General features: G+C 68.6%; 12 protein-coding genes and 1 pseudogene. 9 read left to right on the forward strand and 4 right to left on the reverse strand.

The annotated features are described in order from the left end of the window. Window positions 1-138: 138 nt before the first annotated feature. From OG714_RS43615 to OG714_RS43625, 3 genes are all read left to right on the forward strand, one after another. Window positions 139-1,839, forward strand: a complete 1,701-nt coding sequence (locus tag OG714_RS43615; RefSeq protein ID WP_406129505.1) for an ABC transporter ATP-binding protein — start codon at window positions 139-141, stop codon at window positions 1,837-1,839. A gap of 166 nt (window positions 1,840-2,005) precedes the next feature. Then, entirely contained in the window at window positions 2,006-2,683 is a 678-nt protein-coding gene (locus OG714_RS43620; RefSeq protein ID WP_406129506.1) for a lytic transglycosylase domain-containing protein, read from the forward strand. A gap of 652 nt (window positions 2,684-3,335) precedes the next feature. Then, complete coding sequence (locus OG714_RS43625; protein WP_406129508.1) at window positions 3,336-5,027, forward strand: LCP family protein; 1,692 nt, start codon at window positions 3,336-3,338, stop codon at window positions 5,025-5,027. Window positions 5,028-5,087: 60 nt separating this feature from the next. Here OG714_RS43625 and OG714_RS43630 read toward each other — a convergent pair whose 3' ends face one another. Both OG714_RS43630 and OG714_RS43635 read right to left on the reverse strand, forming a co-directional pair. After that, on the reverse strand, window positions 5,088-5,747 hold the full coding sequence (locus tag OG714_RS43630; protein ID WP_406129509.1) for a zinc ribbon domain-containing protein: 660 nt from the start codon (window positions 5,745-5,747) through the stop codon (window positions 5,088-5,090). 128 nt (window positions 5,748-5,875) lie between these two features. Further along, window positions 5,876-6,718: pseudogene (locus OG714_RS43635) on the reverse strand (undecaprenyl-diphosphate phosphatase). Window positions 6,719-7,003: 285 nt separating this feature from the next. Between OG714_RS43635 and tatA the strand changes: the two are divergent. Beyond that, window positions 7,004-7,285, forward strand: coding sequence for a Sec-independent protein translocase subunit TatA (gene tatA / locus OG714_RS43640; protein WP_406129511.1), 282 nt, complete (start codon window positions 7,004-7,006; stop codon window positions 7,283-7,285). A 19-nt stretch (window positions 7,286-7,304) separates the two neighbouring features. Here the strand turns inward: tatA and OG714_RS43645 are convergent, their stop codons facing one another. Next, window positions 7,305-7,535 carry a hypothetical protein gene (locus OG714_RS43645; protein WP_406129512.1) on the reverse strand — a complete coding sequence of 77 codons (231 nt, stop codon included), beginning with the start codon at window positions 7,533-7,535 and terminating at the stop codon, window positions 7,305-7,307. Window positions 7,536-7,781: 246 nt separating this feature from the next. On the opposite strand from OG714_RS43645, the gene OG714_RS43650 reads away from it, so the two are divergent. Further along, window positions 7,782-8,516, forward strand: coding sequence for a hypothetical protein (locus OG714_RS43650; RefSeq protein WP_406129513.1), 735 nt, complete (start codon window positions 7,782-7,784; stop codon window positions 8,514-8,516). A gap of 284 nt (window positions 8,517-8,800) precedes the next feature. Here the strand turns inward: OG714_RS43650 and OG714_RS43655 are convergent, their stop codons facing one another. Next, a complete protein-coding gene (locus OG714_RS43655) occupies window positions 8,801-9,232 on the reverse strand; it encodes a sec-independent translocase (protein ID WP_406129514.1) in 432 nt (143 codons plus the stop codon). Window positions 9,233-9,390: 158 nt separating this feature from the next. Between OG714_RS43655 and OG714_RS43660 the strand changes: the two genes are divergently transcribed. The 4 genes from OG714_RS43660 (at window position 9,391) to OG714_RS43675 (ending at window position 13,465) form a co-directional block, all read left to right on the forward strand. After that, window positions 9,391-9,966, forward strand: coding sequence for a TerD family protein (locus tag OG714_RS43660; protein ID WP_406129516.1), 576 nt, complete (start codon window positions 9,391-9,393; stop codon window positions 9,964-9,966). A gap of 430 nt (window positions 9,967-10,396) precedes the next feature. Beyond that, window positions 10,397-10,777 (forward strand): GNAT family N-acetyltransferase, encoded by a 381-nt coding sequence (locus OG714_RS43665; RefSeq protein WP_406129518.1) that lies wholly within the window; start codon window positions 10,397-10,399, stop codon window positions 10,775-10,777. A 334-nt stretch (window positions 10,778-11,111) separates the two neighbouring features. After that, window positions 11,112-12,449, forward strand: a complete 1,338-nt coding sequence (locus OG714_RS43670; protein ID WP_406129520.1) for a hemolysin family protein — start codon at window positions 11,112-11,114, stop codon at window positions 12,447-12,449. Next, entirely contained in the window at window positions 12,446-13,465 is a 1,020-nt protein-coding gene (locus tag OG714_RS43675; protein ID WP_406129522.1) for a hemolysin family protein, read from the forward strand. The genes OG714_RS43670 and OG714_RS43675 overlap by 4 nt, the downstream gene beginning before the upstream one ends. Window positions 13,466-13,591 lie beyond the last annotated feature (126 nt).

Consider the following 13,591-nt stretch of genomic DNA (forward strand, 5'->3'; position numbering starts at 1 on the left):
TTCGGGGAAACGGAGCACTGGCAGTAAATGCGCACACGAGGGGACACGCCTACAGCCGGGTCGGTCCGTCATGTGCGGATGTCGCCCACTGCGGCGTTCCGCACCTTCTGGCCGTTGGTGCGGACGCACCGTTCCGCCGTGACAGCGTCCGTCCTCCTGCTGGTCGTTTCGGCAGCATGCGACACCGCGTCCATCGGCATCGTCGCCTACCTGACCGACGACGTGCTGGCCACCGGCAATCTGCGGGCCTTCTGGCGGCCTGCCGAACTGTGGCTCGGGCTGGCCGGGGTGGGCGCCCTGGCCTCGTTCGGCGGCAGCTACCTCGCGAGTTGGACCAGTGAGCACTTCCTGCTGGGTCTGCGCGACCGGGCCTTCCGGCACATCCAACAGCTTCCGCCGGACTTCTTCGACCGGAACGGCAGCGGCGACCTCGTCACCCGGCTGACCGGTGACATCGAGGCTGTGGAGTCCCTGGTCGCCTCCGCCCCCGTGGAGTTCATGACCTCGGCTGTCAGCGCTGCCTTCTTCGCCACCGCCGCCGTGTGGACCAACTGGCAGCTGGCCGTGGTGGCCTTCTCGGCGGCACCTGTGATCTGGCTCGTCACCCGCGTCTTCGCCGGCCGGGCCCGCAGCGCGAGCCGCCAGGAACGGGACAGCAACGGTGAGCTTGCCTCGCTGCTGGAGGAGAGCCTGGCCAACATGGCCGTTGTCCAGGCGTACAACCAGCAATTGACGCAGAGCGCTAAACTGCACAAGGAGGGCCGGGCCTGGATGCGGGCCGGCTTGAGGCAGGCGCGGCTGTCATCCGCATACGTGCCGCTCGGTGAATTCATCGAGACTCTTACCGTCCTCGCGGTACTCGGCGGCGGGGCCTGGCAGATCAGCGAAGGCCGGCTGACCGTCGGCGGCCTGTTCGCCTTCGCCGCCTACGTCGGCTACCTCTACCCCCACCTCCAGTCCTTCGGCGATCTTCTGGTGGGCGCATCCTCGGCCACCGCCGCCTCCGAACGCGTCCAGGAAGTACTGGCCACCCGCCCGGCCGGTACCCACGGCATCATGGAGCGCTCGCGAGCGGACGTCGCCCTGGTCCGGGGTGCCATCACCCTGGACGGCGTTAGCTTCGCCTATCCGGGTTCGACCTCCCGGATCCTGCACGAGGCCCGGCTGACCGTCGAACCCGGGCAACTGGTGGTGGTCACCGGCCCGAGCGGCGCCGGAAAGTCCACCCTCGGCAAGCTGCTGCCGCGGTTCTACGAACCCACCGTCGGCCGGATCCTGCTCGACGGACGGGACATCGCCGAACTGCCGGTCGGGGTACTGCGCGAGCACATCAGCCTGCTGCCGCAGGAGAGCATGCTCTTCGACGGGACGATCCGGGAGAACATCCGCTACGGGCGCTCGGACGCCACCGACGAGGAATTGTTCGTGGCCGCCATGGAGGCCGATGCCCATGACTTCATCACCGCCCTTCCCGAGGGTTACGACAGCCCGGTCGGCCGCCGCGGTCAGCGTCTGTCCGGTGGCCAGCGCCGTCGCGTCGCCATCGCCCGCGCAATGATCCGCTCCGCACCCGTGCTGGTTCTGGACGAGCCCACCGCCGGCCTCGACGACGCCTCCGCAGCTCGCGTCCTGGAGCCGCTGCGCCGCCTGTCGGCAGGCCGGACCACGCTACTCATCACCCACGACCTGCGGCTGACGGCCGGTGCCGACCTGGTCCTCGAACTCGACCACGGCTCTTTGACCACCCTCGGCACCCGGGCCCCGGCCAACCCCTTCGTCCATGCCGAACCGCCCCCACCGCAGCAGTGGTACGCCACATCGGGAGGCTTCGCCCGCTGAGCTGTGCAACGGAGGTCCCGCCGTCAGCCCGCAGTGGCGTTGTGTCTGCTGACAACCTGATCCGCCCGCGGTTCCGGAACGCCCCTCACAGCACCGCCTCACGCAGGTCTTAATGCGCCTGCGGTACAAGGGGGCTGGTCAAGCTGGGTGCAAGAGAGGGAAGGAAATGTCCGATTCCCGTGCGCCGAGGCGTCGGTGGTGGCTCCCCGCAGTGGTCTTCGCCCTGGCGCTGTACGTCATAGTGCGCGCGGCCAACACTCCGCAGGGCGACACGCCGCCCCCGGCCAGTGCGTCCACTTCCGCACCGACCCGTTCGGCTGACTCGGCTTCGGCGTCTGCCTCTGCGGCTTCCTCGTCGTACGACCCTGCCGACTACGTCTCCCAGGTCCGCACCCGGGCCCAGCAGGCCCACATCAGCGCTCAGTTGGCGATGGCGATCCTCTACAACGAGGCGTATAAGCCCCACGCCCCGTCCTTCGAGCGAGCCTGGCAGAAGTACAAGCCGGACGCATCCTTCGGCATCGCCAACATGCACCGCGCCACCTTCGACGAGGTCAAGAAGGGCCGGGACTTCGCCGACCGGCGGTGGGACGAACTGCCCGACGACCGGGACCTCGCCATAGAGGCCGAAGCCTGGTTCCTGCACGACCTTGCGGCCCAACTGCCCACCACCTGGTCCGCCTCGTACACCAGGAACGAGCTGCTGGCCCTCGGCTACAGCACCGGTGCGGGCAACATGCTCGCCTTCGCGCGCGGCGCCACTCCGGGCGGCCAGGCCCAGTCCTACCTCGACAAACTGCACGCCAACTGGGCCAAGGCGGGAAGAGCCGTCGGCACTGGCTGAAGCGTCTGAGGCGCCCTGAGCGGAGCGGCGATCAGCAGCAGGTGCCCGATCTCCCGGATGCGAGGTGGGTGGCTTGCAGTATTGCGCAATAATCGAAGTCAACGAGGGGCAGGCCCTGGTTCCGGGGGAGGAAGGGCATGCATGCCGCACGGGGACATTCGGCAGGTGCGTGACGCGAATCTACGGCTGGGCGCCGCGCTAGCCGAGGTCGAAGGACTCTATGCGGCATTGCTGAGGGCCGGTGCTTCCGGGCGGCGCCGGCGGCTCCAGGCGGAACTGGCACATGCCGCTGATCGTCTCGCCCGTCTGGCCGCCGTGCCGCCGACAGCACGATCCTCGGCCGTTACTGTGCGGCGCTCGCGTCGGGGCCGGCGGCGGGTGCTGGCCGAGCGTGGCGCCGCGTGGATCATCGCGCGGTACGGAGACGACGCGCACTGAAGCCGGGCAGGGTGCGCGGGGGCCCGCCCAGCCATGAGCTTCCTCACCTCTGCAATGCGGCAGGATCTGTCTCTCGCAGTCCTCAGATTTGCTAGATTGCGCAACTAAGCAAGTGACGGGATCCTTGGTTCGCCTACCCGGACACCGCCGAACACGCCAGGCCGTACCGCTTGGGGCCCGGCTTGACGAGCCCGACTGTTCATGGGAGTGAGAGATGAGCGACCCGTGGGACGGCTCGGGTGCCCAGGCCACGTGCAGCCGCACCACTCGGGTTCCGGATCGGCGTACGGCCGGGTCCGATGGAGTGCGTCCGTCGGGAGGCCGGGCGGCGGCTCGGTCGGGACGCGGCCGACGTTCGCGGCGCGCTCGATCGGTGCGGCGCGGCAGGCGGGTGCTGCGGATCGTGGCGGTGTGTGTGTCGGTCCTGGTGCTGGGTACGGCCGGTGTCGGCTGGTGGTTCTACGAGCATCTGAACGGCAACATCAACAGCGTCTCGCTCGACGGCAAGGGTGGCGAGGAGAAGGCGGACGGGTTCGGCCGCACGCCGATCAACATCCTGGTCATGGGATCCGACGGCCGTACCAGCGCGGCGGACTGCAAGCTCGGCGGCGGCTGCTCGAAGACCGGCGTGCAGTCCGGCAACGGGAACGCGGACGTGGAGATGGTCGTGCACATAGCCGCTGGCCGTTCCAACGCCACCGTCATGAGCGTTCCCCGCGACACCATGACCGACATCCCGGCCTGCAAGGACCCGGACAGCAGCGCCTCGACGTCCGGCTACTACGGTCAGATCAACAGCGCGCTCCAGTACGGTCCGGCCTGCCAGGTGGCCACCGTCCATCAGCTCACCGGCATCCCCATCGACCACTTCGTGAAGCTGGATTTCTCCGGCGTGGTCAAGATGCCCGACGCGGTCGGCGGTGTCTCCGTCTGCGTCAGCGACGACGTCTACGACACTTACTCGCACCTGAAGCTGTCGAAGGGCGCCCACACTCTCAAGGGGGAGGCGGCGTTGGAGTTCGTCCGTTCCCGGCACGGGTTCGGCGACGGCAGCGACCTCGGCCGTACCGTCTCCCAGCACATCTTCCTCAGCGCGATGATCCGCAAGTTCAAGAGCGCGGGCACGCTTACCGACCCGGTCGCGGTCTACGGCCTCGCGGACGCGGCCACCAAGGCGCTGACCGTGGACGACGGTCTCGGCAGTGTCAAGAAGCTGATCTCGCTCGCGGCCGACGTGAACAAGGTCCCCACCAAGCGGATGACCTTCACCACTATGCAGACCGCCCCCGACCCGGCCAACAGCAACCGGGTGGTGGTGGGCGCCGGTGCCAAGTCACTCTTCTCCACCATCGCGGGCGACCAGTCCCTGACCACCGGCTCGGGCAAGAAGTCGGCGGCAGCCTCCGCGACCGCCACTGCCTCGGCCGTGCCCGCCGCGCAGATCGCCGTGACCGTGGAGAACGGCACCACCATCGCCGGCCGCGCCTCTGTTATCGCGACCGCCCTGACCGACCAGGGCTTCAGCTCCGCCACGAGCACGGCCAACGCCCCGAGCGCCGCCACCGACACCGCCCTGACGTACGGCACCGGTCAGAAGGCGGAGGCCCAGACGGCCGCCAAGGCCCTGGGCCTGTCCTCCTCGCACCTGAAGCAGGGCACCGGGACGGGCCTGACGCTGGTGATCGGCAGTGACTGGCCGAGCGGATCCACCTACCCCGGCGGCACGTCCTCGTCGGCTCCCGTGGACACGCAGGCCGCGGTCTCCAACGCTCACGCCTCCACCGCCGACGAGGCCAAGACCTGCGCGAAGGTCAGTCCTTACAAGACGGTCGCCCTCAACGGGGTCGCCATGACACCCTCCCAGGCGTATGCGGCGGCGCGCAGCAAGCCCGACTCGGACGAATGAGGCGACGGGGAGCCACGCGATTCCGCCCGCGCTTCGGGCTCCCCGCAGCCGGGCACTGGGCTACTGCCGAGTACCGCAACCAGGGCAGAACGCCGCGCCGTCCGGCACGACGGTGGAGCAGGAGGCGCACGCCGTGGACTGGGCCAGGTGGTGGCCGCAGCCGGAGCAATAGGCGGCCCCGCGGGTCTTGGTGCCGCATTGAGGGCAGACCAACTGCCGGGGTGTGGTGGGGTCGTAGCCCTGCCCAGCTTGTTGGCCCGAGGCGTACGCCCGCTGCGAGGCCATGTCGTTCAGACCGCGCTGCTGGGCCGCCATGGCCTCGGCCACGGTGTCCGGGGCGCAGCCCAGGCACAGTCCTTGGGCGGCGTTCCAGCAGCGTCCGCAGACATAGTCGGTGCAGCGCGCGCAGCGGTTGAAATGTCCTTGCGCTGTGCTGATCGCCCGCTCGAAGGCTTTGTCGCGGGCAGGGCCCCAGCTGGCGCCTGCGAGTCCGTCGGCCGCAGAGGAGAGCCCGGTGCCGGCACGGCCCAGCAGGCTCCAGGCCACGTCGACGCCTTTGCCGAGCCAGGTGGCGGCCCGCTCGCCGGCGTACGGCTCGAAGGGCGAGCGCCAGGTGTCGTAGCAGCGGCAGCACGAGAACTCGAACTGGAAGCCGGCTCCGGTCCCGTTGGGCTGGCACAGGTCACGGTAGTTGTTGCTGAAGTAGATCTCGCTGCTCATGTGGTCCCCCCACAGGTCAGGCTGTTGGCACACAGCCCTACGACGGCGACGGGAGCCTACTGGTTCTGGCCGTCGGCGAGAATTCGAGCCGCGGCAGAGGCGGCAGCCGGGCACCGCCTTGTCGGAGATCAGCCCAACGGCCCCGCGCCCGGTGCGAGCACGCCGAAGGTGACAAGGGCGAGCAGTGCGACACCGAGCAGCACCCGGTAGACGACGAACGGGGTGAAGTTGTGCCGGGAGATGAACTTCATGAACCAGGCGATCACCACATAGCCGGAGGCGAAGGCGATGAAGGTGGCCCACAGCGTCGGGCCCTAGGCCGGTGCCGTTCCTTCCCCGATCTTCAGTAGCTCCAGGCCGCCGGAGGCCAGTACGGCCGGGACGGCGAGCAGGAAGGAGTAACGGGCGGCGGCTTCTCGGCTGTAGCCCATCAGCAGACCGGCACTGATCGTGCCGCCGGAGCGGGAGACTCCGGGGATCAGCGCCAGGGACTGGGCGAAGCCGTAGCCGACGGCCTGGGGCAGGGTCAGCTCGCTGATCGGCTTGGCGGCGCGGATCGCCCGGGTGCGGTCCGCGAACGCCAGGACGAGGCCGAACACGATCAGTGCGCACGCCGTGATCCGCAGGTCCCGCAACCCGGACTCGATGGTGTCCTGGAACGCGAGGCCCAGCGCGGAGATCGGCACGGTGCCCACGATGACGAACCAGCCCAGGCGGGCATCGGGATCCTTGCGCCGCTCGCGGACGACCAGCGACACGCTCCACGCTTTCACGATCGAGGCGATGTCGCGCCGGAAGTAGATCAACACCGCGCTCTCCGTGCCGAGTTGGGTCACCGCCGTGAACGCCGAGCCCGGATCTCCCCAGCCGGCCAGCGCGGAGAAGACCCGCAGGTGCGCACTGGAGGACACGGGCAGGAACTCGGTCAGACCTTGCAGCAGGCCGAGCACGGTGGCATGAAACCAGGTCATCGAGAAGACTCTCCGCGGATCGTTCGTCCCGGCCGCGGGGCGACCGGAACAGGCTGGAACACCAACGGCCTTGTCCTTACGGCAAGTTGGCGCAAGCACATGGGCAACGTCCGGGGAGCGGGCATCGCCCGATGGTCATGTGTGCGCCCTCACCCGTCGGACTCATGCGCCGGGGACGACCGGCGCCACCCCAGGGTTGTACAGTTGCGCAATGTAGCAAGGATCCCAGACGGTACGCGCCGCCCGGCGCGCACCCTGGTCAGCGAAAGAGGAGGGGTGTGCGGGATGCTCCGTAACGGACTGGAACCCTGGCACCTGCTGGTTGTGGCGATCGTGATCATCGTGCTGTTCGGGTCGAAGAAGCTGCCCGAAGCTGCGCGCGGGCTGGGCAAGTCGATGCGCATCCTCAAGAGCGAGGCGAAGGCCATGAAGGAGGACGGCACCGCACAGTCCACCGCGCCCCCCACCGGGGACGCCCCCGCGGAGCCCGCGCCGCGCATCATGCAGGCGGCAGCAGGCGAGACTGTGACGGCCCGCCCCGCCGCCGAAAGCCACTCGCCCCATTGAGCCCCGCGTGCCGCGCCCGTCACGGGCTGGCCGCGTCGAAGCCGTACCGCAGCGGCTCACTGGTCACGCCGTAGTCGCGGAGGTAGACGTAGACCCCTTCCACGCGCAGGCCGCGCGGAGCGGCCTCCACCTGGCAGGGGTACGTCACCTGGATCACTCGCGGCCGGTCGGCGACCTTCATCCGCAGTCCGTCCGCCGGTCCTCCGTCGAGCACCGCGGTCTCCCATGCCGTCACGTCGTTCGTCTCCACGAGCGTTAGTTTAAAGGTTGCGCAAGTTTATAGGTGTCGTGAGGCGGATCGTGACCCGGACGGCTGTCATCTGGTGCTGCTCCGCACAAGTTCGCGGAGGGGTACTTGACGGCCCGGCTGGGGCATCAGGATGTCAGCGGTCATCGGGTGTGCGAGGGCGTCGTGGGCCCGGGCGTATGGGACGAGAGGCCAGCTTGCGCTGGTCAGCGCAGTGACGGTCGCGGCGTGTGATGGTTGAATCCGGGGATGGACTTCAGCAAGGAGCTGCTGGGACAGGTCACGCTCGCCAAGGGCGGCCAGGCCCGGATATCCCTCGACAAGGAAGACCGTGGCCTGACCGTCGCGGCATCGCTGCAATGGGATGGCGGCAGCGAAGAGCGCCGCGCGCGGGGTGCGGATCTCGATCTCTACACGCTGTTCGTGCCGGCCGACGCGGCTGTACGCAGCGCCGATCATGCGCCCGGCCATGTCTTCCCGCAGATTCGGCGCGGCCTGTTCCGCGGTAAGAACAGGGACGAGGTCAAGGCCCTGGAAGCGGAGCTTGCGACCCGTACCGATGCTGGCCAGGCTCTCTATTACAAGAACCTCGGCTCCCTGAAGGAGCCGCCGTACATGCAGTTGAGCGGTGATGCGAAGGTGCCGGGCGAGGAAACGATCAGCATCGTCTGCCCGGACCAGCAGGGGTACGCCCTGATCTGCGCGTACAGCGCGGTGGGCAACGGTGCAGGCAGCTTCCGCAGTTATGGTGCACGGGTCGTCGTCACGGACGGGATCGGCTCGACGGTGACGGTGCCGCTCTACAACGACACCAACACGTCGTACTGGGTGGCCATTGCCTTTGTCGATTTCACGGATCCGCACGGGGTGTCCATCGGCCATGTCGAGCGCTACAGCAAGCGGTTCACGGAGAAGCGGCCAGTGCTGCACACCGACGGCACGGTGCTCATGGACGCCGGTCCGGTGGAATTCAAGCGCCGTTGATCAGTCGTTTTCTGCGGCCCTGAGCTCGACGCAGAACTCGCTTCCTTCGGGGTCGGCCGGGAGGGCTTCGGCACCGGCCCATCCTGCTGGGGGCCGCGTCGGCCCGCCGTGATCATTGGCCGTGCGTGGTGAGCAACAGACGGGTACGGCGGTTGTGGTGGTGCCCGACCCGGAGGTTTGCGCGCGGTTGGTGAGGACGGTGGCCCCGACGAAATCCCAGATGCGGACGGGCTTGCCAACGGCGCGATTGCCCGGGAACTGGGGTGCACGTCCGCGGAGCGACACTAGGTGGCATCGGCGTCGAAGGCCGCATGTGCGGGCGGTCCGGCCTGTCCGTCCTTCGCAAGGGAAACGTGCCCCGGTACCGCCGTGTCCTGCGCGGTTTCGTCCGCCGCTTCGCGCACCGCGTCGGCGACCTGGGCCAGTTCCGCTCTCGGGTCCATGGCGCTGCGGATCTTGTCGAGCCCGAGAGTGTCGCCGTCGAGGACGTGCTTGCGGACGAACGTCTTCGCGTGCAGATCCTCGAACTCGAAGTCGCAGAACTCCGGCCCCAGTTCGGAGCGGATCTCCTCCTTGGCGCTGTCGGAGATCGCCCGCACCTTGCGCAGGAACTCCGCTACGTTCTGGATGATCTCCGGCAACTTGTCCAGGCCGAAGAGCAGGACCGCGAGGATCGCCAGCGTGATGAGTTCCATTGGGCCTACATCTGGGAACACCCGGCATTCCTCGCCTTCGCCTGCGCGGCTGGCCCGCTCGATGAGTGGGCGCGCTACGTCGATACTTTAGAGGTTGCGCAAGTGTTGGAACTACGGCGGTAGGCTCCGCGTTGGAATCCAGTGACGTACAGGCAGGCCACATTCGGGAGGAATGAGCCGTGGGAGTTTCCCTGGGCAAGGGCGGGAACGTGTCGCTGAGCAAGGAGGTGCCGGGGCTGAGCGCGGTGTTGATCGGGCTGGGCTGGGACGTGCGGACCACCACCGGTGCGGACTACGACCTGGACGCGTCCGCGCTGTTGTTGAACGCGTCGGGCAAGGTCGTCTCCGACCAGCACTTCGTGTTCTACAACAACCTCAAGAGCCTCGACGGCTCGGTGGAGCACACCGGAGACAACCTCACCGGTGAGGGCGAGGGCGACGACGAGAGCATCAAGGTGAACCTCGCCGGCGTACCCGCCGATATCGACAAGATCGTGTTCCCGGTGTCCATCCATGACGCCGACGCCCGCGGGCAGAGTTTCGGGCAGGTCCGCAACGCGTTCATCCGGGTGGTGAACCAGGCGGGCGGTCAGGAGATCGCCCGCTACGACCTGTCCGAGGACGCCTCGTCGGAGACGGCGATGGTCTTCGGCGAGCTGTACCGGCACGGCGGCGAGTGGAAGTTCCGCGCGGTCGGCCAGGGGTACGTCTCCGGGCTGGCCGGTATCGCGTCCGACTTCGGCGTCAACGTCTGACGCTGTCCCAGGTCCCCGTAACCCGCCTGGCTGACCATGTTGTCCCCCCGCGAGCGGGCGGCGGGGCTGCTTCCGCTCGGAGCCGACCTTCTGCAAGGGGGCTGAGCCAGGCGGATGCTGCTGGGGAGCAGGTCGGTTTTCTGCTGCCGCGACGAGTGAACGACAGCCTGGTCATCGAGTTCCGGGCGCCTGCATGAGCGGGGAGGCGGTGGGGCAGGTTGCTGCCAGACATTCCAGAGTGAGGAGATATTGGTATGGGGCAGGTCTTCCTGCACAGGTTGACCCGGTGGCAGGCCGACGGGGACCGGGAAGAGCTGGCGGACCTGTATGTGGCTGCTTACGAGGAGCCCTTGGTGAGGAGTACCGCAACCGCGAACGGTTCCTGGCCGGACTCGCGCAGGACGTCCAGCGACCGGGCTTCGACATGGTGGTGGCTGACGACGAGGACGCCGATGACGACGAGCCGGCGGGGTTGGCGTATGGGTATCCGCTGCACCGTGACGGCTCGTGGTGGCGCGGATTCGTCGGTGTGGTTCCCGACGAGGTGGAGGAACTCACTGCCTCCGGGAAGGTGTTCGCCGTCGCAGAGCTGATGGTGTTGCCCGAGCACCGGCGCCGCGGGATCGGTGGCCGCCTCATGGAAAGACTGCTCTCCGCCAGTGATGCGGAGTTGGCGGTCGTATTGCTCGATCCCGCCGACACAGTGGCGCGGGCTGTATTCCGGGCGTGGGGCTGGGACGGGCTCGGCGAACTGCGGCCCGACACCGGGGATTCCGTCGTCCAGGTGCTCACTCGGACCTTGCCGGACTGAGCACTGGCCGTTTGCCCTCCTCGGAGAGTTGCTCCGCCTCCGCCTACGGCGCGAGCGCCTGACGACGTACATCCTCATCACGAGCGGGACCGGACACGCCCGGGACTCCTTGTCCACCTCGCCTGTGAGGACGCCGACCACTCCGGGTTCCGACCGCTCCGTCGGCGAGAGGCCCCCGGTGGCTTCGGGAACCCGGATGTGTCCAGAATCGTTCCACTGATCCCGCCATTACTAGAGGAGCACCGACCTTGTCCGCCAGATCGACGGACCCTTCGGGGCACAGTCCCCGACCACCCCGCCACAGTGAGCGCGGCACACGGTGGGGTGGTGTCTGATGAGTGCCGGAACTGCTCTCCTGGGTCTGCTGGCCGTGTTCGTGCTGACCGCCGGCACCGGCTACTTCGTCGCCCAGGAATTCGCCTACGTCTCCGCCAGCAGGCTCGCCCTCGCCCGCGAGGCCGAGGCAGGGGACAAGAAGGCCGCCCGCGCGCTGACAGTGCTGGAGCGGCTGTCGTTCATGCTGTCCGGCGCGCAGCTCGGCATCACGGTCACCGGTCTGGTCGTCGGTTTCATCGCCGAGCCGAGTGTGTCCGCGCTGCTCAAGCCGGCCCTGTCCGGTCTCGGCCTGCCCGACGCGGCCGTCAGCGTCATCTCCGTCGTGCTCGCCTTCGTCGGGGCCACGGTGGTGCAGATGGTGCTGGGCGAGTTGGCCCCGAAGAATCTCGCCATCGCCGTCCCGGAACGGCTGGCGAAGGCGCTGGCACCCTCCACGCTCGCCTACCTCAAGGTCGTCGGACCGGTGGTGCGCGTCTTCGACGGTGCGGCGAACCGGCTGCTGCGCAAGGTGGGCATCGAGCCGGTCGAAGAACTGCACCACGGCGCCACCCTGGAGGAACTCGGCCACCTCATCGGCGAGTCCCACGAGCAGGGCGAGCTGCCCAAGGTCACCGCCGAACTCCTCGACCACGCCCTGGAGTTCTCCGAGCGCACCCTCGACGAGGTGATGGTGCCGCGCGCGGACGCCGTCTTCGTCCGCAAGGACGCGAGCGCCGCCGAGGCGGTCGACCTCATCGCCAAGCACGGCCACTCCAACTACCCCGTCCTCGGCGACCACCCCGACGACGTCACCGGCGTCCTGGGCGTGCGCGAACTGATGCGCCTGCCCGCCGACCGCCTGACGGTCACGACCGCCGGCGCCCTCGCCCGGCGGCCCCTGCTGCTGCCCGACACCCTGCCCCTGCCGGACGCGGTCGAGCAGATGCGCCGGCAGGACGACGAATACGCCGTCGTCCTGGACGAACACGGCGGGGTGGCAGGCATCGTCACCTACGAGGACATCGCCGAGGAACTGGTCGGCGACATCGCGGACGAGTCCGACACCGTCACCGAACTCGCCGTCGCCGACGGGGACGGCTGGCTGGTGGACGCCGGCCGCCGCCTGGACGAGGTCTCCGAAGCCACCGGCATCGAACTGCCCGAGGAGGACGACTACGACACCGTGGCCGGCCTGATCGTGGACCGGCTCGGCCGCTTCCCGGCCATCGGCGACCGACTCGCCGTCGAACTGTCCGACGGCAGCCGCGCGGCGATCGACGTACGCAGCCTGGACCGGCACGTACCCGAGCGCGTACGGATTCAGCGGCTGGCCGAGCAAGGGGAGGAGCAGGTATGAGTTTCCCAATGGCGCTCTTCGTCACCGTGCTGCTGCTGATCGGCAGCGGGTTCTTCGTGGCGGCCGAGTTCGCGCTGGTCGCCGCCAAACGGCACCGCATGGAGAAGGCCGCGGCCGAGGGACAGCGTGGCGCGAAAGCGGCCCTGGCAGGTATGCGCGAGCTGTCCCTCATGCTCGCTGGAGCCCAACTCGGCATCACCATCTGCACCTTGGGCCTCGGCTCGGTGTCCAAGCCCGCGATCTCGCACGAACTCGATCCGCTGCTCCACAAGGTGGGCCTGCCGAGCGGCCTGAGCTACGGCATCGCCTTCGCCGTCGCGATGATCGTCGTGGTCTTCCTGCACATGGTGGTCGGCGAGATGGCCCCCAAGTCGTGGGCCATCGCCCACCCCGAGCGCTCCGCGATGCTGCTCTCCCCGCCCTTCCGGGCCGTGGTGAAGGCGGTCCGTCCGCTCCTCCAACTGCTCAACACAGCGAGCAATGCTCTCGTACGGCTGTGCCGGGTCACCCCGCGCGGCGAACTGGCCGAGGTCCACAACCGCGAGCAACTCACCCACCTCGTCGAGGAGTCGAAGCGCCTCGGCCTGATCAGCGAGACCGACTCGGAGCTGCTCACCAGCTCGCTCACCGAGCCGCAGAACCCGGTCGGTGCCCTCCAGGTCCCCGCCGAGCGGATCACGTCGGTGCCCGCGGACGCCGGAGTGGACGAGATCCTCGCCCTCGCCGCCGAGCACGACCGCAACCGCCTACTGGTCCGCGACGGCACCCGCATCGTCGGCTCCGTGCACGCCCGGGACGCGCTCATCGCCCGCACCCGCGGGCGTACGGCCACAGCCCGGGACCTGGCCCGCCCGATACCGGAACTGACCGAACAGGACACGATCAGCTACGCCATCGAACAGCTCCGCCAGCGCAGAGCCTCCCTCGCCGTGGTCCGTGACGACGCCGGCGGCCTCACCGGCATGGTCACACTCGACGACCTGCTCGCGCGTCTGTTGCATCCCCAGGCGGCATAGCCGACAACGATCCCGCCCGGTGCTTTGGCTTGGGGCGCCGGACGGGACAGGGGACCTGGGCAGATTTACGGAGGACCTTCTATGAACCCGGCCCTTCGTCACGGTGGGCGCGCCGACAGAGACCTT

Origin of the sequence: Streptomyces sp. NBC_00989, assembly GCF_045162655.1 — a bacterium.
GTDB lineage: Bacteria > Actinomycetota > Actinomycetes > Streptomycetales > Streptomycetaceae > Streptomyces.